The organism is Streptomyces sp. NPDC107550 (assembly GCF_055639095.1).
Genome location: NZ_JBVKBC010000001.1, coordinates 95,591 through 119,496, shown reverse-complemented (window position 1 = coordinate 119,496; position 23,906 = coordinate 95,591). Strand labels below are relative to the sequence as shown.

The following is a 23,906-nucleotide window of genomic DNA, read 5'->3' as shown; positions in this document are numbered from 1 at the left end:
CTGCGCTTTTGCGGTCCGGGCGGGACGTGGGGCGGGCGCGGGCCGGGTGCGGGGCGGGCCGTGGGGCGCGGGGTCGCGCGCCCGGCGGGCGGAAGGCGATTGACAGCCGTCGTGGCGGCCCCCGAATCTGACCCCTGTAGAGGACATGTGACGGCTTGGGGGAGACCGCGATGGGCTGGCCGGGCGAGCGTTCCGATGCGGGTGACAGAGACGCGGGCGGTGGGGCGGACGGGAGTACGGGCTCGGGTGCGGGTATGGGGGTGCCGCACACCCCGGCCTCGGCGGCGCCGACCGACGCGAACCCGTATGCCGCGCCGCAGCCGGCAGCGCCCCCGTCGATCCCACCGCAGCCGACCGACCCGGGCGGCCCGAACCCGTATGCCGCGCCGCCCACCGGCGCCCTGGGCGGCCCGAACCCGTACGCCTCGCCGCAGTCGCCCGCCCCGGGGACCCCGAACCCGTACGCCCCGCCGCCACCGCCCCCCGGCGCCCCGTCCGGCGCGCCCCCGTACGCCTCCTTCCAGCCCGCCCCTTTCTTTTCGCAGGGGCCGGTGCCGAAGGGGCCCCGGGATGTCGTGCGGGCCACGGCCGCCGCGCTGCTCGACCTGAGCGGGCTCGGGCTCGGGCATCTGTACCTCGGGCGGCGGCTGCTCGCTGCGCTCTGTGCCGTCGCCACCGGCCTGTTCCTGCTGGTCGCGCTGCCCGCCGACGCCGACGGCGTGCCCGCCTGGGCGCTCACCGGCTACCTCGTGCTGCTGCTCGGCGCCGCCGCCGACGCGGCCCGGCGCGGCCTGCGCGCGCCCGCGACGGCGGCCCGCGTACGCCCCGCCGTCGCCGCGGCGGTCGGACTCGCGCTGCTCGCTGTGCCCGCCGGGGCGTGGGTGACGTACGGCGGCATGCGGGACGACGCCGTCGAGGCGATGCTGCTGAAGCGGCTGCACACCGCCGACGCCCTCGTGAAGGACGCCTCCCGGCGCGACTTCGCCGACGCGCGCCCCACGTACGACACCGTTCTCACCGCCTACCGCGATCTCGCCGAGAACCACCCCGGGTCCCGCGCCGCCGACCGCGTCCACACGAGTCTCGTCGCCTACTACAAGGCGGTCTCCGCGCCCTACGCCAAGGGCGACGCCTGCGAGTCCATCGCGCCCCTCGACGCGCTGCGCGAGGTCCCGAAGTCCATCGACCGCGCCGTCCTCCGCGACCTCGCCGCGTGGCCCGACCAGCCCCTCGCCGAGTCGCTCCTCGCGTGCGGCCAGGCCCGTCTCGGCGGGACCCGTACCGACGAGCGCGGCGGCGAACTCGGCCGTCTCGTACGGACGTTCCCGAAGTCGCCGCAGGCCGCCGAGGTCGAGGGCGCCGTCCGCGACGCCGTCGACCGGCGGGCCCGCGCGCTGCGCGGCGGGCAGCCCTGCGACGCCACCGACGAACTGCGCCGCATCGCCACCACCGTCGCCCAGCTCCCCGACCCGGCCCCCGCCCATCTGAAGGGGACGGTCGACGGCCGGATCAAGGACGGCGTGTACGCGTGCGGGGTCGACCAGTTCAAGGACAAGAAGTTCAGCGAGGCACGCACGACCCTCACCGGGTTCGCGGGCAGCTACAAGGGCGACGGCCGCCGCGCCCGCGCCCGGCAGATCGCCGTCGCCGCCGAGATCGCCGAGCAGCGCCCCCAGGCGGGCCGGAGCCTGCCCCCGGCCCACGCGCCCGGCGGCACCCGGATGAGCATGGTGATCAGCAACGCGGGCCCCGACCCCGTCGAGATCCTCTACACCGGCCCGGTCACGGGCCGGATCACCATCCGCGGCTGCGGCTCCTGCAGGGAGTTCGCCGGCCGGCCGGCGGCGGCGAAGGCGTGCAAGGCCGGCAAGGCGTACCCGAAGAAGACGCTGTGGCTGCCCGCGGGCTCGTACCACTTCCTGCACAAGCCCGGCGGCAAGAGCAGCAGCGCGCGCAGCCGCGCCGACGGCGGCACCATCCAGCCCGGCTACACGTACACGCAGTGCAGTTACGTCGTCAGCGGCATCGGGTTCGGCGGCGCCGACCTCTGAGCCTCGCCGCTCCGCCCGGTCGTTACCATGGAAGCGCGGTGCCCGTGCGCGGGTGCCGCGCGGCGGTGGGGCCCGCCGCACCCCAACCGCGGCGAAGGCGCCGCCAACGGTCCCTGCTTGCGACGATGACCACCCGTGCCCTCGTGCGGCACGGGTGATACGGCGAGTAGGAGACACCACCGTGGACGCGGACAGCACCCGCGCGGAGCGTACTGGCGCGGACAGCACCGGCGCGGGCCGGACACCCGGCGAACCCGTCGACCCCGACCTCGCGCCGCCCCCGCCGTCGCCCGGCTCCGGTACGGCGTGGCTGCGCGGCCAGGGCCCGGTCATCGCCGCCGTCGCGGCGGGCGGTGCCCTCGGCGCGTGCGCCCGCTACGGCGCGAGCCTGCTGTGGCCGACCGCGCCCGGCGCCTTCCCCGCGACCACCCTCGTCGTCAACGTCGCCGGCTGCGCCGTCATGGGCGCCTTCATGGTCCTCGTCACCGAGCGGTGGACCGCGCACCCGCTGCTGCGCCCGTTCTTCGGCACGGGCGTCCTCGGCGGCTTCACCACGTTCTCCACGTACGCCGTCGACATCCGCGGGCTCGTCCACGCGGGCGAGGCGGCCACCGCGTTCGGCTACCTCGCGCTGACGGTGTGCGCGGCGCTGCTCGCCGTGTGGGCCGGGGCCGCGGCCACCCGCCGCCTCACGCGCGGCGCCCGGGAAGGCGGTGTCCGGTGAACGCCCTGAACTGGCTCCTGGTGATCGCGGGCGCGATGGTCGGCGCCCCGCTGCGCTACCTCACCGACCGCGGCCTGCGCGCCCGCCGCGACACCGTGTTCCCCTGGGGCACCTTCACCGTCAACGTCGCCGGGTCCTTCGTCCTCGGCCTCGTCACCGGCGCGTTCGCCGCGGGCGCCGCCTCCTCGCACGTACAACTCCTGCTCGGCACGGGCCTGTGCGGCGCCCTCACCACGTACTCCACCTTCTCGTACGAGAGTCTGCGGCTCGCGGAGACGGGCGCCCGGCTGCCCGCCGTCGCCAACGTCGCCGGGACGCTCGTCGCCGGGCTCGGCGCCGCGTTTCTCGGCGCGGGCGCGGCCGGAGCGCTGTGGGGCTGAGCGCTGTGCGGGCGCACGCTGGGGGGTGAGCGGGCGCCGGTGGGTCAGGCCGGGTAGGCGTGCGTCTGCGCCGCCTTGACCGTCGCCCACAGCTCGACGCCCGGATGCAGGCCGAGTTCGGCGGCGGCGACCGTCGTCAGGTCGGCGGCGAGCGGGAGTTCACCGGTCAGCGCGGCCCGCACCTGATCGCCGTGGGTCTCCATGCCGGCGACCGCGCAGCGCCACAGATTGCGGGCGCTCGACCCGGTGGGTCGCTCCCGGTGCAGCGTCACCGAGCCCGGCGCGAACGCCACGAACACCTCGCCCGTCAGCTCCTCCGTCGTCGTGATCGCGGGCCCGTCGTCGAGGCGCACGGAGTGCCCTTCGGCGCGGCCCCGGTACAGGTTCAGGCCCACGAGCCGCGCGATGTAGTCGGTGCGCGGGCGGCGCGCCACCGCCGACGGCGCCCCCTCCTGCACCACGCGCCCCTGCTCCACCACGACGAGCCGGTCCGCCAGCACCATCGCGTCCAGCGGATCATGCGTGACGAGCACGGCGACCGCCTCGAACTCCGCGAGGTGGCGCCGCAGTTCGGCCCGTACCTCCAGACGCGTACGGGCGTCGAGCGCGGCCAGCGGCTCGTCCAGGAGCAGCAGCCGGGGCCTCGTGGCGAGCGCGCGGGCCAGCGCGACGCGCTGCGCCTGACCGCCCGACAGGCGGCGCGGCTTGGCGCCCGCGTGCGCGGCGAGGTCCATCCGCTCCAGCCAGCGCGCGGCCACGGCGCGCGCCTCGGCGCGGGAGCTGCCCTGGCAGCGCGGCCCGAACGCCACGTTGTCCAGCGCCGTCAGATGCGGGAACAGCAGATAGTCCTGGAAGACGACGCCGACCGGCCGCGCCTCGGGCGGGGTGCGTTCCAGGGCGGCGCCGTCCAGCCGCAGATGCCCGCCGTCGAGCGGTGCGAGGCCCGCGAGGGCGCGCAGCGCGGTCGTCTTGCCCGCGCCGTTCGGCCCGAGCAGCGCGACGACCTCGCCGGGCGCCGCGCTCAGCGCCACGTCGAGCCGGAACGTACCGCGCTCCACGACGAGCCGCGCGTCCAGCCCGGCCCCCGCCGCCGCGCCCGGGCCACCGTCGCCCCCGTACGGGCCCTGCTCCACCGGCGTCGTCACGGGCACTGCTCCAGGGGCGTCGTCGCGGGGCGGATCGGAAGGCGGATCGGAAGGCGGACGGGGAGGCGGATCGGAAGGCGGACGGGGAGGCGGATCGGAAGGCGTCATGACGTGGTCATCCAGCGGTCGCGCAGGCCCGCGAGGACCGTGATCGACACGGCGAGCAGCACCAGGCTCAGCGCGATCGCGGCGGCCGGGTCGCTCTGCATCGCCAGATAGACGGCCAGCGGCATCGTCTGCGTACGGCCGGGAAAGTTCCCGGCGAAGGTGATGGTGGCGCCGAACTCGCCGAGCGCCCGCGCCCACGCCAGCACCGAACCGGCCGCGATCCCCGGCGCGATCAGCGGCAGCGTCACCCGCCGGAACGCCGTGAACCGGGACGCGCCGAGCGTCGCCGCCGCCTCCTCGAACCGCGGATCGGCGGCGCGCAGCGTGCCCTCGACGCTGATCACGAGGAACGGCATCGCCACGAACGCCTCCGCGATGATCACGCCCGTCGTCGTGAACGGCAGCGTCAGCCCGAACCAGCGGTCGAGGTACTGCCCGACGATGCCGTTGCGCCCGAGCGCCGTGAGCAGCGCGACACCGCCCACGACCGGCGGCAGCACCAGCGGCAGCGTCACCAGCGCCCGTACGAGACCGCGCCCGGGGAAGCGGGTGCGGGCCAGCAGCCAGGCCAGCGGCACCCCGAGCACCAGGCTCACCAGCGTCGCCGACGTCGCGCACACCAGGGACAGTCGCAGCGCCTCCCACACCTCCGCGCTGGTCAACTGCTGCGGCAGCTCCCGCCAGGGCGCCCGGACGAGCAGCGCGACCAGCGGTACGACGAGGAAGGCGAGGGCGACGAGCGCGGGCACGAGCAGCGGCAGCGGCGCCCCGCGCCCACGCGCACGGCGGCGCGGACCGCCCCCGAGGGTGTCGGCCGCGCCGCCGGACGTGTCGAGCGAGGTCACGGCTTGAGGAACCCGGCCCCGGTCAGCGCCTTCTGGCCCGCGTCCGAGCGCACCAGGGAGATGAACGCCTTGGCCGCCTCGGCGTTCGGCGCGTTCTTCAGCAGGGCGATCGGGTAGTCGTTGATCGCGTCCTCGGACTCGGGGAACTCCACGCCCTCCACCTTGTCACCGCCGGCCTTCACATCCGTCTTGTACACGACGGCGGCGTCGGCCTCCTTCAGCTCCACCTTGGTCAGGGCGCTCTTGACGTCCTGCTCGTAGCTGACGGGGGTGAGCTTGAGCTTCGCCGCGTCCAGGGCCTTCTGCGCGGCGGCGCCGCACGGCACGCTCTTGTCGCAGAGCACGACCTTCAGCTTGGAGCCGGTGAGGTCCTTCAGCGAGGACACCTTGGCGGGGTTGCCCGGCAGGGTGGCGATCTCCAACTGGTTGCGCACGAAGGTCGCCGGGGCGCCCGCCGCGTCGCCCTTGTCCGTGACGATCTTCATCGTCTTGGGGCTGGCCGCCGCGAACACGTCGGCGGGCGCGCCGCCCGTGATCCCCGCCGCGAGGCTGTCGCTGCCGCCGAAGTTGAAGGTGACCTTCGTGCCCGGGTGCTCCTTCTCGAACTGCTTGCCGAGCGTCGTGAAGCTCTCTTTCAGGGAGGCCGCCGCGAACACGGTGACGTTGCCCGTCAGCTTCTTGCCCGAGGAGGCGGACGCGGACGACGGCGAAGTCGAGGCGTCGGAGCCGGAGCCGGAGCCGGAGCCCGAGTCGGAGGAGCCGCAAGCGCTCAAGGTCAGCAGGGCGGCGGCCCCCAGGCCGGCCGCACCGAGTATCCGACGGGTCCGGCGCGCGGAACGGGTCATCACGGGTCCACTTCCTCACCTCTGGCTCGCGCCGCGACGGCGCGAGACCTGCGTCCTCACCTCCGGCGCGACCGAGCGGGACCGGCCGAGGGCATGCGCCGATGATAATGCCGCAGATGCCAGGGGGAAGTCTCCTGTCTCATCGCATGAGCGCGGCTGATGATCTGTGAGGGTGGCATGTGCGTTCGTACGTACGGCTTGTGCCGGCAGATGCGTACGTGGGGCCCGGGCGGGTGCGTACATACGGTCCCGGCAGGTGCGTACGCCGGAACCCAGGCGGGTGCGTACGCCATGTGCCAGCAGGTGCGTACGCCGGTTCCCAGGCGGGTGCGTACGCCATGTGCCGCCGGCGCGAGCGGGGGTCAGGCCCTGTCGATATGGACGTTCGTCGACTTCACCCGGGCCGTGGCCTCCATGCCGACCTCCAGGCCCAATTCCTCCACCGCCTCCCGCGTCAGCAGCGACACCAGCCGGTGCGGGCCCGCCTGGATCTCCACCTGCGCGGCCACGTCCCCGAGCTTGATCGCGGTGACGATGCCGGGGAACGCGTTGCGCACCGACGTACGCGGCACCTCCTCCTCGTCGCCGCCCTTGGCGAGTTCCACGGAGAACGCGGCGAGGTCCTTGCCGTCGACGAGGCGCCGCCCGCTCTCGTCCCGGTGGGTCGCCACCCGGCCCGCGTCCGCCCACCGTCGTGCGGTGTCCGGACTCACGCCGAGCAGCCGTGCCGTCTGGCCGATCGTGTATGACTGCATGCCGGTCAAGATAGAACGCCCCGGCGACGGCCCCGCCGCACCCCGCCCGATGTCGCTCACCGTGACCGATAGGCTCTGCTGGGTGACAAAGGTGATCGCGCTGGCCCAGCGCCGGCTTCTGGCACTCATGGGCGCCTGCTACGTACTCGCGGCCGTCCTCCCCGGCCCCGGCGAAGCGCTGCGCGCCCTCGCCCCGCGCGTGCCGGACGACCACGTCAGACTCACCCTGCCCATGGGCCTGCTGGCGATGATGCTGTTCAACGCCGGGCTCGGCGTGCGCGTCGGCGAACTGCGCGGCGTCCTCGCCCGCCCGCTGCGCCTCGTCCTCGGCATCACCGCGAACGCCGTGCTGCCGCTCGTCCTGCTGCCCGTCGTCGCCCTCGCGCTGCGCGGCTGGCACGACCGGGGCGAGGCGGAGGGGCTCGTCGTCGGCCTGATGCTGGTCCTCGCCATGCCCATCGCGGGCGGCGCCGCGTCCTGGGGCCAGAACGCCGGGGGCAACGTGCCGCTGGTCGTCGCCATGGTCATCGGCTCCACCCTGCTCAGCCCGTTCACCGTGCCGCTCGGCATGCGGCTCGCCGGGCTGCTCGTCGGGCCCGACGGCGCGGGCACCCTCGACGACACGACGAAGGTGGACCTCATCGCCCGTACGGGAGCGGGGGTGTTCGCGCTGGTCGCGGTGGTCGCGCCGTGCCTCGCGGGGATCGCCGTGCGCCGCCTGCTCGGCGAGCGCCGCGTGCGCCGGACCCTGCCCGTCGTCAAGGCCGTCAACCTCGTGAACATCCTGCTGCTCTGCTACGTCAATGCCGCGGGCGCGCTCGGGCAGGCCCTCGCGCACCCCGACCCCGACCTCCTCGCCGCCGCGCTGGTCCTCGCCGGGAGCGTGTGCTGGCTGACGTTCGCGTGCGGGCGGCGGCTGTCGCGGTGGACCGGCGGCGACCGCGCGGACGGCATCTCGCTGACGTTCGCCACGGGCATGAACAACAGCAGCGCCGCGGCCGTCCTCGCCGCCTGCTGGTTCCCGCACCGCCCGGCGGTCCTGCTGCCGATCCTCGCCTACAGCCTGCTCCAGAAGGCCGTCGCGGGGACGGCGGCCCGTCCGCCCCGCGCCGAGGAACACCCGGCGGCGACACCCGCCCCGGATGCCCCCGCCCCGGATGCCCCCGCCCCGCTCACCGGCTCCCGCCGCGCCTGACCCGCGCGCGGTCTTTCAGCGACTGGCGGTCCTTCAGCTCGGGCGGTCGCTCAGCGGCGGGTGGCGGTCACGGTCACGCGGGCGCCCGGCGCGGCGAGCACCCGCACCCGGTTGCTGTCCCGGTGGCGTACGACGATGCCGCCGCGCGCGGTCACCGTCCAACTCCGCGACGGCAGCGACACCTCGGTGCTCCGCGCGCCCCGCCGCCCGGCCGCGTCGTACGTCAGCCGGAACACGCCCTTGCCCGCGTCGTACGTGGAGGAGCGCACCGTCCCCGCGACGGCCTCCCCGTACGGCTCGGCGGTCAGCTCCTTGTTGGTGCGCAGGGCGCCCTTGTCGTCGACGGCGCAGTAACCGCCGCCGTAGCACCACACGTAGCCCGCCCAGCCGGAGGAGTAGCGGGCCAGCGACGCCATCGCGTCACGGTAGAAACGGCGCATGTTCGGCAGGGAGTTGTTCAGCGGCCCCCACTCGCCGACGACGACCGGCACCTTGTACTGGCGCGGGTACTGCGTCACCGCCTTCTCGTACGTGTCGACCCAGCCGGCCGCCGGATCGTAGTCGGCGCCCGCCTCCATCGCCGTGTTGTAGAAGTGCGGCGCGTACACCACCTTCTTGTCGTGGACGCGGCCGAGGCCCGTCGGCACGCCCTCGCCGACGATGGGTGTCGGCTCGATGAACACCCAGCCCTTCCGGTCCACTTGGCGGATCGCGCGGGCCACCCGGTCGTACATGGGCGTCAGTTGGTCGCGTTCGATGCGCCGGGCCGACGTCGGCAGGTCCTCGCCGGGGCGCAGCTCGCCCATCGGCTCGTTGATGACGTCGTAGCCGAGGACCGCCGGGTGATGCCCGAAGCGGTCGGCGAGCTCGCGCCACATGCGCTCCTGCGCGCGCCGCAGGTCGGCGTCCTCGTACAGATGCGTGAACGCGCGCTGCACCGCCGGCTGGAAGTACTCCGCGAACCAGTCGTCGGGGTCGCGCTGGAACGGCAGCCCGTCCGTCCGCGTCGCCCACTCCGGGATGCCCCGGTGCCCGAACGCGGGCCCGAACACGTCCTGATGGGCGTCAAGCACCACCTTCACGTCGTAACGGTCCGCCCAGTCGAGCACCCGCCGGATCTTCCTCAGATAGCCCTCGCTGTAGTGCCCACGCGTCGGCTCCAGGTCGTCCCAGAACACGAGCAGCCGCGCGAACCCGAACCCCTTCGCCCGCATGTCACGGAACGTCTTCTCGGTGATCGCGGAGAGCGCGGCGTCGCCCCGGTGCTCCTTGTCCTCCACGTTCCAGCCGCGCAGCGTCAGCGTCCGCCCCTGCGCGTCCGTGACGGCGGGCGCGGGGGCGGTGGGCGCGGGTGCGGGGGTGCGGGCCGGTCTCTCGGCGGCGGCCACGGCCGTCACGGGAAGCAGGGCGGCCGTCAGGGCGGCCACCAGGGTCACACGCAGCAAGGCGGACTCCACGGTGCGAACATGCCAGCCGCCCCCACCCCGCTCCGCGGACCGGCGACGCCTGATCAACGACGTGTCGCACGAGGTTCTACCGGTCCCCACGACGCAGGGGAATGCTTTGAACAGGGTTATTTGAGAGGGGAGTTGGAACGGGTGTGTCGAGCGGGGCGCCGGGCGGCCCCGGCGGGCGGTCTCGGCGGGCGGGGGAGAGGGTTGTGAGCGGAGGATGGCAGGATCGGGGGGTATGAGATTTGATGATCGTCGTGTGGTGATCACCGCCGCCGGGCGCGACTTCGGACGGACCCTCGCCCTGCACCTCGCCGGACTCGGCGCCGAGGTGTTCCTGTCCGCGCGGACCCTCGCCGCCGCCGCGCACGTGCGGGACGAGATCCGGGCGCGGGGCGGGATGGCGCACGCGTTCGCCTGCGATCTGACCGACCCCGCCTCGATCCGGGGCTTCGCCGACGACGTCGCGGCGCGCACCGGGCACGTGGATGTGCTGGTCAACAACGGCTCGCGCTACCTCGAAGGGCCCGACCTGCTGTCCGTGTCCGACTCCGACGTCGTCGACACCCTCGCCTCGGGCGGTACGGGGACCGTCCTCGCGGTGAAGAACTTCCTTCCCCTGCTGCTGCGTTCGAGCACGCCCGACATCGTGACGATGGTCTCCGCGTGCGGCGAGGCCGGGCACCACCGCTCGGATGCGCACGACGCCTTCTACGCGGCCAAGAACGCCCAGGCCGGCTTCACGGAGATCCTCTCCCGGCGACTGCGGCCCCAGGGCGTACGCGTCATCTCCCTGTACCCGCCCGACTTCGAGAACCCCGACCCGCTCTCGCCGGGCTGGGACGACACGCCGCGCGGGTCCGGGGACGCGCTGACCGCGCAGTCCGTCCTGGAGTGCGTCGTCTTCGCGCTGTCCCAGCCCCGCGACTGCTTCATCAAGGCGTTCCACTTCGAGCAGGTCTGACGCGGGCGGATCGCTGCGGCGGCAGAGCCCGTTCCGAACAGGTCCACGCCCCGCCCGAGCCGGCCCGGACGTACGACGATCACGCGCCCGGCGCCGCGTTGCGGCCATCGGACGGGAGTCGCCGCGTGTCGCCGCCCGTCCGGGCCCGGCCGCCGGTGGAGCCTTGGGGCATGAGCGACCCGACCCAGGACCCCCGTTTCCTCCGGGACCCGTACCCGGCGTACGCGGCCATGCGCGCCGCCTGCCCGGTACAGGCCGTGCCCACCGGCTCGGCAGGGCGCACGAGTTACGTCGTCACGGGCTACGAGGCGGCCCGCGAGGCGCTGCGCGACGCGCGGCTCTCCAAGGACACGGCCGCCTTCTTCGCGGGAGCGGACTCCCGCCGCGACCTGCACCCGGCGCTCGCCCGTACCCTGCTCGCCACCGACCCGCCCGCACATGCCCGGCTCCGCGCGCACGTCACGAAGGCCCTGACGACCGGCGCCGTCGCCCGGCTGCGTCCCTTCATCACCCGCGTCACGCACGAACTCCTCGACGCGTGGCGGCTGGACGAACCGTTCGACTTCGTCGCCGGGGTCGCCGAGCCGCTGCCCGTCACCGTCATCTGCGAACTCCTCGGCGTCCCGCACACCGACCGCGCCGACGTCCGCCGCTGGTCGGCGGAGCTGTTCGCTGCGGGGCAGCCCGAGGTCATCGACGCGGCCTCGCACGCGCTCGCCGAGTACATGACGGACCTCATCGCCGCCCGCCGCCGGACCCCCGCCGACGACACCCTCCTCGACCGGCTCATCGCCGCGCGCGAAGGCGACGACCGGCTCAGCGAGCCCGAACTCGTCTCCCTGGCCGCCCTGTTGCTCGTCGCCGGACACGAGACCACCACGCACGCCCTCGGCAACGCCCTCCTCGCCCTGCTGCGCCACCCGGACCACCTCGACCGGCTGCGCCGCGCCCCGCACGAGATCCCCGCCGCCGTCGACGAACTGCTGCGCCACGACTCGCCGGTGAGCACGTCCACGTTCCGGTTCACCACCGAGCCCGTCACCCTCGGCGGCACCGAGATCCCGGCCGGCGCGCCCGTCCTCGTCGCCCTCGGCGCCGCCAACCGGGACCCGGCCCGCTTCCCCGACCCCGACGCCCTCGACCCCGACCGGGACGCCACCGCCCACCTCGCCTTCGGCCACGGCATCCACCGCTGCGCCGGGGCGGCGCTCGCCCGCGCGGAGATGGAGATCGCCCTGGAGGCGGTACTCACCCGCTTCCCGACCCTCACCCTCGCGGTCTCAGACCCCGAACTAACCTGGCTGCACACCCGCTTGGTCCGAGGCCTGACATCCCTCCCCGTCCTGGCGACCCAGGCTTGACAGCCCCAGGGGCCGGGAGGAGTGCACGTAGATCTCACCGGCGTCCGGGTGTTCCACGGCCGGGGAGAGGCGCAATTCACTAGTTTTCCCGACGTGGTAGGGGTACAGGCCGAACTCGCCCGGTTTCGGCCCGCACTCTCCCGCCGCGAAATTGACGGCTACCCATGTGTCGCCGCCCGCGGGGACGGTGTCCACTCCCCAGGAGAAGGGGCATTCCGGCTTGGTGTCGGCCTTCTCCATCAGGTCGCTCAGCTGGAGCTGTGCGCCGTCGGAGATGACTCCTCTGCCACCTTTGGCGAAGGTGATCCAGTCACCGCCGTTGTTCTTCCACGAGCCGACGATCTCTCCATCGCTCGGAACAGAGTCCGAAGCGGAGTCCGCAGTAGTTGAAGACTCCGATTGCTCTGCGCAACTGATCGTTCCCGTGACGAGGAAGGCGGAGACGGAGACGGCGAGAAGCGCACGCCGCCCGCTCCTCATTCGGTACACAGACTCCCTCGATCCAGTTGATCCGTACGGTGATGTCCCTGTGGCCGTCGGGCCGGATGTGCTTGACGGCGTCGTAGCCGCCGCTACAGCCAGTCGCGGTGTTTGAAGATTACGTAGAGGCCCGTGCAGACGGCTGCCATGAGGAGGAGGGCGAAGGGGTAGCCCAGCGTCCAGTGCAGCTCCGGCATGCGGTCGAAGTTCATGCCGTAGATCGTGCCGACGAGGGTCGGGGCGAAGAGGATGGCCGCCCATGAGGAGATCTTCTTGACCTCCTCGTTCTGTTCGAAGCCCGCTTCGGCGAGCGCCCGCATCTCCGCGTTCTGCTGCTGCGTCACCAGCGTCGCGTTCACCGTCAGGATCTCGCTGAGCGCCTGGCGGAAGCCGTCGACGCGCTCGCTGATGTGCGTGACGTGGTCGGCGACATCGCGCAGGTAGCGCTGGAGTTCCTCGTCGGTGCCGTACTTGGCGAAGCCCGCCATCAGGCCGTGCAGCATCGACACCAGCGGACGCGTCGCGCGCTGGAACTCGACCATTTCGCGCGAGAGTTCGTAGATGCGCCGGGAGACCTCGGGGGCGCCGGAGAACACCTCGGTCTCGATCTCGTCCACGTCGTTCTGCACGCCGTCCACGACCGGGGCGTACCCGTCGACGACCGCGTCGAGGATCGCGTACAGGACCGCCTCCGGGCCCCGGCGCAGCAGATCGGGGGTGTCCTCCATGCGGCGCCGGACCGCCGACAGGTCGGGTGCCGCGCCGTGCCGGACGGTGATCACGAAGTCGGGGCCGACGAAGACGTGCAGCTCGCCGAAGTCGACCTCCTCCGGCGCGTCCAGGTAGCGGGCCGCCCGCAACACGACGAACAGGGTCTCCCCGTACCGCTCCAGCTTCGGCCGCTGATGCGCCTCCAGCGCGTCCTCGACCGCCAGTTGATGCAGGTCGAACTCGGCGGCGAGGGACTTCAGCTCGGCCTCCGTCGGGCGGGCGAGACCGATCCACGCCATCGTGCGGGGCGCCTCGCGCAACTGCCGGTACGTCTCCGTCAGCGACTCCGGGCTCGCCACCCGCACCCCGTCGCGGTACAGCGCCGCGTGTACGACACTGCCGGTCTCCGGCGCGGACCCCCGGGCGTCCTCGTCGGGCGTGACCTCGGGGTCCGGCGCGGGCGGGCGCGGGTCGGCGCCCCGGCGCCAGGCGTAGCGGCGCCCGCCGCCCCGGTCGTTCCTGTCCTGCCGTCGCGGCATCGCCGCCTCCTTCCGCCGGTCCCGTCCGGGCAGGGTAACGAGACGAAGTGACCGCCACGCGGAACGCATCGCGGACACCCGCTGACCTACTGGGCCGGTACCGTCCCCCCATGACGACGAAGCCGCTGACCGCCCGCGCCCTCGGCCGCGCCACCCTGCACCGGCAACTCCTCCTGGAACGCGCCGAGTCGAGCGTCGACGACGCCGTCACCCATCTGCTCGGCCTCCAGGCGCAGGAGATCCGGCCGCCGTACGTCGCCCTCGCCGCCCGCCTCGCCGGCTTCCGGCCCGCCGACCTGTCGGCGGCCCTGGAGGAGCGCCGCGTCGGCCGCATCGCCACCATGCGCTCCACCGTCCATCTGCACACCGCCGACGACTGCCTCACCCTGCGCCCCCTCGTCCAGTCCACGCTGGAGCGCCAGGCCCGCGTCTACCGCAAGGGCCTCGCCGACGCCGACGTCGACCAGCTCGTCGCGCTCGCCCGTGACGCCGTGGAGAAGGAGCCCCGCACCCCCGGCGAACTGCGCGAACTCCTGCTCGCCCGGTGGCCGGACGCCGACCCGCACGACCTCATCATCACCGTCCGCTGCGCCCTGCCCCTCGTCCAGGCCACCCCGCGCGGCCTGTGGCGGCGCAGCGGCAGCGTCCGCCTGACGACGACCCGGCACTGGTTCGGCAGGGACGCCGCGCCCGCACCCGCGCCGGACGACACGGTCCTGCGCTATCTCGCCGCGTTCGGGCCCGCCTCCGTACGGGACTTCCAGCAGTGGTCGGGGCTGACCCGGACCAAGGACGCCTTCGAGCGGCTGCGCCCGCGCCTCGTGACGTTCCGCTCCGCGGCGGACGGCACCGAGCTGTTCGACCTGCCGGACGCGGCGCGGCCCGACGAGGACACGCCCGCGCCGCCCCGGCTGCTCGGCCAGTTCGACAACCTGCTGCTGTCGCACGCCGACCGCACGCGCGTCGTCCACGACGAGCACCGGGGACGGCACTGGCGGGTCAACACGGCCTACTCGACGTTCCTCGTCGACGGCTACCTCGCCGGGCTGTGGTCCATGAAGGAGGCGAAGGCGGGCAGCCGGCTCACCCTAGAACCGTACGGGGCCCTCACCCGCGCCCAGCGTGCCGAACTCGTCGCCGAGGCGGAGCACACCGCCACCGTCCTGGAGGCCCCGGGCCCCGTCACGGTCGACTTCGGCACGGTACGCGACGCGTGACCCGGCGGGTCACGGTCCGGCGGGGGTCCGACCCGGCGCCGGCGCCCGAAGCAGCCCCGCCCCGCCCGCATACCGCCCCCGTACGCCGAAGGCCCCGGGCTCAGTCCGCGCGGCCCGTCGCCGCCACCGTCACCCCGAGCCCTATCAGCGCGAACCCCCCGGTCCCGCCGATCAGGGACAGCCGCCGGTCCGAGCGGGCGAACCAGTCCCGTGCCGCCGACGCGGTGAGCCCCCACAGGGTGTCCGTGACCATGCCGATGCCGATCGGCACCAGCCCGAGCAACAGCATCTGCGTCGGCACATGACCCGCGTCATGGTTCACGAACTGCGGCAGCACCGCCGCGAAGAAGACCACGCCCTTCGGGTTCGTCACCCCGACGAGCAGCCCGTCGAACACGGTCCGCAGATCACCGCGCGCCGGACCCGCGGGCCCGCGTATGTCCGCCGCCTTCATCGCGTGCCGGTGCCGGAACGCCCGTACCCCCAGGTACACCAGGTAGGCGGCCCCGGCCAGCTTCACCGCGAGGAACACCTCCGCCGAGCGCTCCACCAGCGACCCGACGCCCAGCGCCACCGCGACCACCAGCAGATACGAGCCGAGCAGGTTGCCGAACGCGGTGGCGAGCGCCGTACGTCTGCCGTGGGCCAGCGCCCGCCCGATCACGAACAGGACGCTCGGCCCCGGGATCACGATCACCAGCAAGGACATCGCCGCGAACGCCAGCAGCCGGTCCGTCGACACCATGTACTTCCCCCCGTCGTAACTCCGTCACGGCCACGGCCACGGCTACCCCCACCGCCTCACCGTCACCGCCCCGTCAGCGTGACTCCTCCATTGAAGCCCACCCCACTGACAACGGCCCCGACCCGCCCCCCGGCGCCCGCCCGCCAGGCCACCTCACGGCAGCACCCCCGCCCGCCGCGCCGCCGCCACCGCCTCCCCGCGCGTATGCGCCCCGAGCTTGCGCATCGCCGCCCGGAGATAGCCCTTGACCGTCTCCGGGCGCAGCCCCAGCCGCTCCGCCGTCGCCGCGTTCGTCGCGCCGCCCGCCACACACGCCAGCACGTCCACCTCGCGCGGCGCGAGCACCACCGCCGCCGCCTCCCGCTCGGGCGGGGCGCTCGCCGATGCCAGCCGCCCGCACACCGCGAGCAGTTCCGCGCGCAGCGCCGGGTCCACGATGCGCGGCGCGAGGGCCCGCAGCGCCCCGTGTGCCTCACGGACCTCCTCCCAGGCGCCGCCCCCGGCCACGGCAGGGGCGCTCGCCGCCGCCAGCAGGGCGCGCACCTCGTCCCGTACGACCAGGGCCTGCTCCACGTCGCGGGCCGCCGCCATGGCCGCTGCGAGGGCCCGGTCGCCGAGGGGTTCGGCGGTGCGCAGCGCCCCGTACAGGACTCCGCGTACCCGGCGCCGTACCACCACCGGCACGGCGAGCACCGCGCGCAGGCCCTCGGCGGCGACGGCGCTGTCGTACTCGTGGGAGATGTGGCGCGAGCCGTGGTAGTCGGTGACCGCGCACGCCCGGGCGAGGCTGAGGGCCTTGCCGCCCAGGCCGCTGCCGGCCGCGATGGCGAGGCCCCGCAACGCGTGCGTGGACGCGCCGCTCAGCTCCGCGATGCGCACCTGGCGGACCTGGCCGGGCCCGGCCGTGAGCCCGCCGAACGCCACCGGCAGGCCCGTGCCCCGGCGCAGCCGCACCAGCGCCGCGCGCATCTCGACCGCCTCCGAGGTGTCTGCGCTCACCCTCGATCCCCTCGCCGTGCTCCGGTCACCCCCGTTCGGGGGTGGTGAGACCTGCGTCACGCCTACACGATGACAGATACGGTCCGCGACGACGCGGGACAAGAAGGACTCCCAGGAGCACACATGACGACGGCGAACGGCCCGACGCAGCAGTTCCGCACGGCCCGGGACTTCCTGTTGCAGCACGCGCACGACTACGAGACGGCGTACGAGGGCTTCGTCTGGCCGCGCCCCGAACGGTTCAACTGGGCCCTCGACTGGTTCGACGTCGTCGCCGAGGGCAACGGCCGTACCGCCCTGCACATCGTGGAGGAGGACGGCCGTGAGATCACCGTCTCGTACGCCGAGATGGCGCTGCGCTCCGCGCAGGTGGCGAACTGGCTGCGCGCGCAGGGCGTCGGCGCGGGCGACCGCATCCTGCTCATGCTCGGCAACCAGCAGGAACTGTGGATGACGATGCTCGCCGCGATGAAGCTGCGCGCGGTCGTCATCCCGGCGACGCCGCTGCTCGGCCCGGCCGATCTGCGTGACCGTATCGAGCGGGGCCGCGCCGCGCACGTCCTGGTGCGCGCGGAGGACACGCCCAAGTTCGACGAGGTGCCCGGCGACTACACCCGGATCGCCGTCAAGAACCCCGGCGCCGAGGCGGTGCCCGGCTGGCGGGACTTCGACGAGGCGTTCGAGGCGAGCGGCGACTTCACGTCCGACGGTGAGACCCTCGCCGACGACCCGCTGCTGCTGTACTTCACGTCCGGTACGACGGCCCGCCCCAAGCTCGTGGAGCACACGCACGTCTCGTACCCGATCGGCCATCTGGCGACGATGTACTGGATCGGGCTGCGTCCCGGCGACGTGCACCTGAACATCTCGTCGCCCGGCTGGGCCAAGCACGCCTGGTCGAACTTCTTCGCCCCGTGGAACGCGGAGGCGACGGTCTTCCTCTACAACTACACGCGCTTCGACGCGGGCCGGCTCATGGCGGCGATGGACCGGGCGGGCGTCACCTCGTTCTGCGCGCCGCCGACCGTGTGGCGCATGCTGATCCAGGCCGACCTGACCCAGTTGCGTACTCCGCCGCGCGAGGTCGTCGCGGCCGGCGAGCCGCTGAACCCGGAGGTCATCGAGCAGGTCAAGCGGGCCTGGAACGTGACGATCCGCGACGGCTTCGGGCAGACCGAGACGGCCGTGCAGGTCTCCAACAGTCCCGGCCAGCTCCTGAAGACCGGCTCCATGGGCCGCCCCAGCCCCGGCTTCACGGTCGAACTGCTCGACCCGGTGACCGGCGCGCCCGGCGCCGACGAGGGCGAGATCAGCCTCGACCTGTCCGCGCACCCGGTCGGCCTGATGGCCGGCTACCACGGCGACCCCGAGCGGACCGCCGAGGCCATGGCCGGCGGCCACTACCGCACCGGCGACATCGGCTCCCGCGACGCCGACGGCTACCTGACGTACGTGGGCCGCGCCGACGACGTCTTCAAGGCGTCCGACTACAAGATCAGCCCGTTCGAGCTGGAGAGCGCGCTGCTTGAGCACGAGGCGGTCGCCGAGGCGGCCGTCGTGCCCGCCCCCGACGAGCTGCGGCTCGCCGTCCCGAAGGCGTACGTGGTCCTCGCCGAGGGCTACGAGCCGGGCCCGGACACCGCGAAGCTGCTGTTCGAGCACTCGCGGGCCACGCTCGCCCCGTACAAGCGGCTGCGCCGCATCGAGTTCGGGGAGCTGCCCAAGACGGTCTCCGGCAAGATCCGCCGCATCGAGCTGCGCGAGGCCACGGCGAAGGGGTCGGCCGCCGAGTACCGCGAGGAGGACTTCCGGTGAGCGCACTGTCGTACACGCACGGGACGAGCACGACACCGCTCCTCGGCGACACGATCGGCGCCAACCTCCAGCGCGCCGTCGACGCCTGGCCGGACCGCGAGGCCCTGGTCGACGTGGTGAGCGGGCGTCGCTGGACGTACCGTCAGTTCGGCGCCGATGTCGCGGAGTTGGCGCGCGGGCTGCTCGCGCGCGGGGTCGGCAAGGGGGACCGGGTCGGCATCTGGGCGGTCAACTGCCCCGAGTGGGTCCTCGTCCAGTACGCCACCGCGCGGGTCGGCGCGATCATGGTGAACATCAACCCCGCTTACCGGGCGCACGAGTTGGCGTACGTGCTCAAGCAGTCCGGTGTCAGCGTGCTCGTCTCCTCGACCGGCCACAAGGGCACCGACTACCGCGAGCTGGTCCGCCAGGTCGCGCCCGAGTGCCCCGCGCTGCGCGAGCGGGTCTTCATCGGCGAGGAGTCCTGGGACGCGCTCGTCGCGGCGGGCGCGTCGGTGACGGGTGCTCAGCTCGCCGCCCGCGAGGCGGAGTTGTCGTGCGACGACCCGGTCAACATCCAGTACACCTCGGGTACGACGGGCTTCCCGAAGGGGGCCACGCTCTCCCACCACAACATCCTCAACAACGGTTACTGGGTGGGCGAGACGGTCGGCTACACGGAGCAGGACCGGGTGTGCCTGCCCGTTCCGTTCTACCACTGTTTCGGCATGGTGATGGGAAACCTGGGAGCCACGTCCCACGCCGCCTGCATCGTGATCCCCGCCCCCTCCTTCGACCCCGCCGCGACCCTGCGCGCGGTCCAGCAGGAGCGGTGTACGTCGCTGTACGGGGTGCCCACGATGTTCATCGCGGAGCTGAACCTGCCGGACTTCGCCTCGTACGATCTGCGCACCCTGCGCACCGGCATCATGGCCGGCTCACCGTGCCCGGTGGAGGTCATGAAGCGGGTCGTCGCCGAGATGCACATGGCGGAGGTGTCGATCTGCTACGGCATGACGGAGACCTCCCCGGTGTCGTTGCAGACGCGCCGCGACGACGACCTGGAGCGCCGCACCGGCACGGTCGGCCGGGTCCTGCCGCACATCGAGGTCAAGGTCGTCGACCCGGTCACCGGCGTCACCCTGCCGCGCGGCGAGCCCGGCGAGCTGTGCACCCGCGGCTACAGCGTGATGCTCGGCTACTGGGAGGAGCCGGAGAAGACCGCCGAGGTCATCGACGCGGGCCGCTGGATGCACACCGGCGACCTCGCCGTGCTGCGCGAGGACGGCTACGGGCAGATCGTCGGCCGCATCAAGGACATGATCATCCGCGGCGGCGAGAACATCTACCCGCGCGAGATCGAGGAGTTCCTGTACGCGCATCCGCGCATCGCCGACGTGCAGGTGGTGGGCGTGCCGCACGAGCGGTACGGGGAGGAGGTGCTCGCCTGTGTCATCCTGCGGGACCCGGACGAGCCGCTCACCCTGGAGGAACTGCGGGAGTTCTGCCGCGACCGGCTCGCCCACTACAAGATCCCGACGAGGTTGAGGGTGCTCGACTCGTTTCCGATGACGGTCAGCGGGAAGGTCCGGAAGGTAGAACTCCGCGAAGGATACGGGGAGTTGTGACACTCGGGGCGCTCGCGTCCCGGTTCACAGCTCGCGTCGCATACAGACCCTCGGCCACCGGTCGAGGCCGGCTTTTGCCTCGGCCGCGCGGATCGCGCGCAGCCCCGGCGTGAGCGCGTCCCCGGTGAGCCGGCGGAACCCGAGACGCTCGTAGTAGGGGGCGTTCCACGGCACGTCGGTGAAGGTGGTCAGAGTGAGACCGGCCAGGCCCTGGTCGCGCGCGCAGTCGGCGGCGTACGCGATCAGGGCCTGGCCCACTTTGCGCCGGGCGGCGTCCGGGTGGACGGTGACCTGCTCGATGTGGAAGGCGCCGTCCACGGGTTCGCCGACGAGGTAGGCGAGGGTGTGGTGCGGGGCGTCCTCGGCGGCGGCGACGAAGGCGTGCCCGGCCGCGCGGTAGCGCTCCAGGTCGGCGAGGGCGGGCGGGTCGTCGTCGGCGACGGCGTCCATCCCGACGTCCCGGAAGACGGCCCCCGCGGCGACCTCGATCTCCTGGATGCGGGGGAGGTCGGCGGGGACGGCGGCGCGGATGATCATGCGGCCAGCCTAAGGGTCGGGTCCCAGCCCAAGGGTCGGGTCAGGGGGTGGCGCCGGCCGCTATCAGTTCGTCGGCCGGCCCGTTGACCGGCTGGGGGACGCCCGCGAGGTCGAGGACGAAGAGGGGGACGCCGAGTTCGTCGGCGCGGGTGCGGGCGGCGTCGGCGTACCCGGCGAGGGAGAAGTAGGCGCAGGCCGCGGACTCGGTCATGGACTGGAGCCACAGGCACTCCACGTCGCGCAGGTCCGCGGGCCGTACCGACGGTTCGATCCCGGCGACGACGCCCCGCGCGGCGAGCCCTATGCCGGAGGGCGGGCGCTGGTCGGCGCGGCGCACGTCCCGGAAGCCGAGCCAGCGCAGATAGAGCGCGGCGGCGGTGACCGCGTCCCGCGCGGAGCGCACGGCGACCGGCTGGAACGCGGGCCGGGGCACGGGCGCGGTCCGCGGCAGCGGGATGTGCGCGGGCGCGGGGGCCTGCGCGGGCGCCTGGTCGTCGCTGTGTACGGGGACGCGCAGCACGGTGCCGCAGGGGCAGCCGAGTTCGGGCCGGGGCCAGCGGTCGTGGCGGCCGCACATCGGGCAGCGCAGGGTGACCCAGTCGTCGGCCCAGGTGCGGGCGCTGACCGCCTCGGCGGCGGCGTCGCGGCGCAGCGGGGGCGCGACGGGGGCGCCGCACGCGCAGGGCAGCGCCGCGGGTATGTAGTCGTGCTCCCGGCGGCATGCCGGGCACTGCACGCGCACGGCTTTGGCCATGGCACTTCCCCCCAGGGCGGCCGGTTTCGAACGGTCTCGGTCTCATCATCCACCTTGACGGCCCCGGAGAGGCCCCCTTACATTGCTTCCATATAGCAGAACCTAGTTTCCGCATAGTGAAAGTTTGCCCGGGGGGTCGCAGGCGGCCCGCCGGGTGCGTACGACACAGCTTCACCACGGAATTCACAGCTCGCCGCGGGGCGCGACGGGAGCGCGAATCCGACCGCCGTAGACAGCCACACAGCACAAGTCGGGAGCACTCATGGCTCGTATGACCGCCGCCCGCGCGGCCGTTGAGATCCTCAAGCGCGAGGGCGTCACGAACGCGTTCGGCGTGCCCGGTGCCGCCATCAACCCCTTCTACCGGGAGCTCAAGCTGAGCGGTGGCATCGACCACACGCTCGCCCGCCACGTCGAGGGCGCCTCGCACATGGCCGAGGGCTACACGCGGGCCAACCCGGGGAACATCGGCGTGTGCATCGGCACGTCCGGCCCCGCCGGCACCGACATGATCACCGGTCTGTACTCGGCCACCGGCGACTCCATCCCGATCCTGTGCATCACGGGCCAGGCCCCGAGCCACCTGCTGCACAAGGAGGACTTCCAGGCCGTCGACATCGCCTCGATCGCCAAGCCGGTCGCCAAGATGGCTGTCACCGTCCTGGAGGCCGCGCAGGTCCCCGGCGTCTTCCAGCAGGCGTTCCACCTGATGCGCTCGGGCCGCCCGGGCCCGGTCCTCATCGACCTGCCCGTCGACGTGCAGCAGACCGAGATCGAGTTCGACCCGGAGACGTACGAGCCGCTGCCGGTCTACAAGCCGACCGCGACCCGCGCCCAGATCGAGAAGGCGATCAAGCTCCTCGTCGCCTCCGAACGCCCGCTGATCATCGCGGGCGGCGGCATCATCAACGCCGACGCGTCCGACCTGCTCGTCGAGTTCGCCGAGATCACCAACACCCCGGTCGTGCCCACCCTGATGGGCTGGGGCACGATCCCCGACGACCACGAGCTGAACGCGGGCATGGTCGGCCAGCAGACCGGTCACCGCTACGGCAACGCCACGTTCCTGGAGTCGGACTTCGTCCTCGGCATCGGCAACCGCTGGGCCAACCGCCACACCGGCTACAAGCTGGACGTGTACCGCGAGGGCCGCACCTTCGTCCACGTCGACATCGAGCCGACCCAGATCGGCAAGATCTTCGCCCCGGACTACGGGATCACCTCCGACGCCAAGGCCGCGCTCGAACTGTTCGTCGAGGTCGCGCGCGAGCTGAAGGCCGCGGGCGAACTGCCCGACCGCAGCGCCTGGGTCGCCTCGCACCTGGAGCGCAAGGAGACCCTCCTGCGCCGTACGCACTTCGACAACATCCCGATGAAGCCGCAGCGCGTGTACGAGGAGATGAACAAGGCGTTCGGCCGTGACACGCGGTACGTGACGACCATCGGCCTCTCCCAGATCGCCGGCGCGCAGATGCTGCACGTCTACAAGCCGCGCCACTGGATCAACTGCGGCCAGGCAGGCCCCCTCGGCTGGACCATCCCGGCCGCGCTCGGCGTCGCCAAGGCCGACCCGGACACGCAGGTCGTCGCCCTCTCCGGCGACTACGACTTCCAGTTCATGATCGAGGAGCTGGCGGTCGGCGCGCAGCACCGCATCCCGTACGTCCACGTCCTCGTCAACAACGCCTACCTGGGCCTGATCCGGCAGGCGCAGATCGGCCTCGACATCAACTTCCAGGTCAACCTGGAGTTCGAGAACCAGAACAGCCCCGAGCTGGGCGTCTACGGCGTCGACCACGTGAAGGTCGCCGAGGGCCTCGGCTGCAAGGCCATCCGCGTCACCGACCCCAGCGAGTTGGGCCAGGCCCTGGAGCAGGCCAAGAAGCTCGCGCAGGAGCACCAGGTGCCGGTCGTCGTCGAGGCGATCCTGGAGCGCATCACCAACATCTCCATGAGCCCGACGGCGGACATCTCCGCGGTCAAGGAGTTCGAGGAACTGGCCACGGAACCGGGCCACGCCCCCACGTCCATCCGCCCGCTGAAGGTCTGACCGACCTGACCCGACCCACCCCGAAGGGGCGGCCCCCGGAACCCCGGGCGGCCGCCCCTTCGGCGTGCGTGGGCCTGTCCGCGCCTGCGCACGCGTCAGCGCCCGGTCTCATGCGCCCGCGCCTGCCTCTCCGCCTACGCGTGCGTATATGCGTGCACCAGCGCCAACGCCCAGGCGCGCGACCGCAGTTACTTCAAGGCCGTACCTGCGCCGGCGGGTGGGGGAGGGGCGTACGGCACGGCGGTTCCGTAGCCGACCCGCAGCCGCCCCGGTCACGGCCTGTTCCGCCCCACCGGGGGTGGGCTCCACAGGGGCGAACGCTCCGAACGCGCGAAAGGCCCCGCAAGAGGCTGCTGCCTCGTCGGGGCCTGGCCCCCACCGGTAGGCGCCGTAGGGGAGCGCTCGCGGTCGGGGCGAAGGGGTGCCAGGGGGGCCGGGCACACGGAGAACACCGAGAAAACGAAGAACGCCGAGCTCGGGACCGTCCGGGCTCGGCGTTCTGGCTGGGAGGTTGGGCCGTCCGACGGTGCGCGACTGGCGAAACATGCATGCGCGCCGCCGGACGGATTCCGGTGTCCCGTGAGGGAGTTGGTGGGGGCCGCGGCGGCTGAGCGACAGCCCTCCCGGT

At 73.2% G+C, this 23,906-nt stretch carries 20 protein-coding genes; 10 read left to right on the top strand and 10 right to left on the bottom strand.

What is annotated here, in order from left to right; translation table 11 throughout:
- The first annotated feature begins 551 nt into the window (after window positions 1–551).
- The 3 genes from ACZ7LY_RS00580 (at window position 552) to crcB (ending at window position 3,155) form a co-directional block, all read left to right on the top strand.
- Complete coding sequence (locus tag ACZ7LY_RS00580; RefSeq protein ID WP_471622255.1) at window positions 552–2,051, top strand: hypothetical protein; 1,500 nt, start codon at window positions 552–554, stop codon at window positions 2,049–2,051.
- Window positions 2,052–2,232: 181 nt separating this feature from the next.
- Window positions 2,233–2,775, top strand: coding sequence for a fluoride efflux transporter FluC (locus tag ACZ7LY_RS00575; protein ID WP_471622254.1), 543 nt, complete (start codon window positions 2,233–2,235; stop codon window positions 2,773–2,775).
- A gap of 5 nt (window positions 2,776–2,780) precedes the next feature.
- Complete coding sequence (gene crcB, locus ACZ7LY_RS00570) at window positions 2,781–3,155, top strand: fluoride efflux transporter CrcB (RefSeq protein ID WP_471622612.1); 375 nt, start codon at window positions 2,781–2,783, stop codon at window positions 3,153–3,155.
- A gap of 44 nt (window positions 3,156–3,199) precedes the next feature.
- Here the strand turns inward: crcB and ACZ7LY_RS00565 are convergent, their stop codons facing one another.
- From ACZ7LY_RS00565 to ACZ7LY_RS00550, 4 genes are all read right to left on the bottom strand, one after another.
- A complete protein-coding gene (locus ACZ7LY_RS00565; protein ID WP_471622253.1) occupies window positions 3,200–4,306 on the bottom strand; it encodes an ABC transporter ATP-binding protein in 1,107 nt (368 codons plus the stop codon).
- Window positions 4,307–4,404: 98 nt separating this feature from the next.
- On the bottom strand, window positions 4,405–5,253 hold the full coding sequence (gene modB / locus ACZ7LY_RS00560; RefSeq protein ID WP_471622252.1) for a molybdate ABC transporter permease subunit: 849 nt from the start codon (window positions 5,251–5,253) through the stop codon (window positions 4,405–4,407).
- On the bottom strand, window positions 5,250–6,098 hold the full coding sequence (modA, locus tag ACZ7LY_RS00555; RefSeq protein ID WP_471622251.1) for a molybdate ABC transporter substrate-binding protein: 849 nt from the start codon (window positions 6,096–6,098) through the stop codon (window positions 5,250–5,252). The genes modB and modA overlap by 4 nt, the downstream gene beginning before the upstream one ends.
- A 362-nt stretch (window positions 6,099–6,460) precedes the next feature.
- The gene (locus ACZ7LY_RS00550) at window positions 6,461–6,853 is read right to left on the bottom strand and encodes a TOBE domain-containing protein (protein WP_471622250.1); all 393 of its coding nucleotides are present in this window, start codon (window positions 6,851–6,853) and stop codon (window positions 6,461–6,463) included.
- 82 nt (window positions 6,854–6,935) lie between these two features.
- On the opposite strand from ACZ7LY_RS00550, the gene ACZ7LY_RS00545 reads away from it, so the two are divergent.
- Window positions 6,936–8,048, top strand: coding sequence for a bile acid:sodium symporter family protein (locus ACZ7LY_RS00545; RefSeq protein WP_471622249.1), 1,113 nt, complete (start codon window positions 6,936–6,938; stop codon window positions 8,046–8,048).
- A gap of 50 nt (window positions 8,049–8,098) precedes the next feature.
- Here the strand turns inward: ACZ7LY_RS00545 and ACZ7LY_RS00540 are convergent, their stop codons facing one another.
- A complete protein-coding gene (locus ACZ7LY_RS00540; protein ID WP_471622611.1) occupies window positions 8,099–9,490 on the bottom strand; it encodes a glycoside hydrolase family 5 protein in 1,392 nt (463 codons plus the stop codon).
- Window positions 9,491–9,737: 247 nt separating this feature from the next.
- Here ACZ7LY_RS00540 and ACZ7LY_RS00535 point away from each other — a divergent pair, with 247 nt between their 5' ends.
- Together ACZ7LY_RS00535 and ACZ7LY_RS00530 are read left to right on the top strand one after the other, a co-directional pair.
- On the top strand, window positions 9,738–10,463 hold the full coding sequence (locus tag ACZ7LY_RS00535) for an SDR family oxidoreductase (RefSeq protein ID WP_471622248.1): 726 nt from the start codon (window positions 9,738–9,740) through the stop codon (window positions 10,461–10,463).
- A gap of 170 nt (window positions 10,464–10,633) precedes the next feature.
- Window positions 10,634–11,824 carry a cytochrome P450 family protein gene (locus ACZ7LY_RS00530; protein WP_471622247.1) on the top strand — a complete coding sequence of 397 codons (1,191 nt, stop codon included), beginning with the start codon at window positions 10,634–10,636 and terminating at the stop codon, window positions 11,822–11,824.
- A gap of 572 nt (window positions 11,825–12,396) precedes the next feature.
- Here the strand turns inward: ACZ7LY_RS00530 and ACZ7LY_RS00525 are convergent.
- Complete coding sequence (locus ACZ7LY_RS00525) at window positions 12,397–13,554, bottom strand: magnesium and cobalt transport protein CorA (RefSeq protein WP_471622246.1); 1,158 nt, start codon at window positions 13,552–13,554, stop codon at window positions 12,397–12,399.
- Between the two features lie 110 nt (window positions 13,555–13,664).
- On the opposite strand from ACZ7LY_RS00525, the gene ACZ7LY_RS00520 reads away from it, so the two are divergent.
- The gene (locus ACZ7LY_RS00520; RefSeq protein ID WP_471622245.1) at window positions 13,665–14,771 is read left to right on the top strand and encodes a winged helix DNA-binding domain-containing protein; all 1,107 of its coding nucleotides are present in this window, start codon (window positions 13,665–13,667) and stop codon (window positions 14,769–14,771) included.
- A gap of 100 nt (window positions 14,772–14,871) precedes the next feature.
- On the opposite strand, the gene ACZ7LY_RS00515 is transcribed toward ACZ7LY_RS00520, so the two are convergent.
- Both ACZ7LY_RS00515 and ACZ7LY_RS00510 read right to left on the bottom strand, forming a co-directional pair.
- Window positions 14,872–15,516, bottom strand: a complete 645-nt coding sequence (locus tag ACZ7LY_RS00515; RefSeq protein ID WP_471622244.1) for a LysE family translocator — start codon at window positions 15,514–15,516, stop codon at window positions 14,872–14,874.
- 153 nt (window positions 15,517–15,669) lie between these two features.
- Window positions 15,670–16,515 carry a LuxR C-terminal-related transcriptional regulator gene (locus tag ACZ7LY_RS00510; protein WP_471622243.1) on the bottom strand — a complete coding sequence of 282 codons (846 nt, stop codon included), beginning with the start codon at window positions 16,513–16,515 and terminating at the stop codon, window positions 15,670–15,672.
- Between the two features lie 123 nt (window positions 16,516–16,638).
- On the opposite strand from ACZ7LY_RS00510, the gene ACZ7LY_RS00505 reads away from it, so the two are divergent.
- Entirely contained in the window at window positions 16,639–18,330 is a 1,692-nt protein-coding gene (locus ACZ7LY_RS00505) for an AMP-binding protein (RefSeq protein ID WP_471622242.1), read from the top strand.
- The gene (locus ACZ7LY_RS00500) at window positions 18,327–19,937 is read left to right on the top strand and encodes an AMP-binding protein (protein ID WP_471622241.1); all 1,611 of its coding nucleotides are present in this window, start codon (window positions 18,327–18,329) and stop codon (window positions 19,935–19,937) included. Before ACZ7LY_RS00505 ends, ACZ7LY_RS00500 begins: the two co-directional genes overlap by 4 nt.
- A 24-nt stretch (window positions 19,938–19,961) precedes the next feature.
- Here the strand turns inward: ACZ7LY_RS00500 and ACZ7LY_RS00495 are convergent, their stop codons facing one another.
- Window positions 19,962–20,474, bottom strand: a complete 513-nt coding sequence (locus ACZ7LY_RS00495) for a GNAT family N-acetyltransferase (protein ID WP_471622240.1) — start codon at window positions 20,472–20,474, stop codon at window positions 19,962–19,964.
- Window positions 20,475–20,514: 40 nt separating this feature from the next.
- Window positions 20,515–21,228, bottom strand: a complete 714-nt coding sequence (locus tag ACZ7LY_RS00490) for a hypothetical protein (protein WP_471622239.1) — start codon at window positions 21,226–21,228, stop codon at window positions 20,515–20,517.
- Between the two features lie 271 nt (window positions 21,229–21,499).
- Here ACZ7LY_RS00490 and gcl point away from each other — a divergent pair, with 271 nt between their 5' ends.
- Window positions 21,500–23,278, top strand: a complete 1,779-nt coding sequence (gcl, locus tag ACZ7LY_RS00485) for a glyoxylate carboligase (protein ID WP_471622610.1) — start codon at window positions 21,500–21,502, stop codon at window positions 23,276–23,278.
- Window positions 23,279–23,906 lie beyond the last annotated feature (628 nt).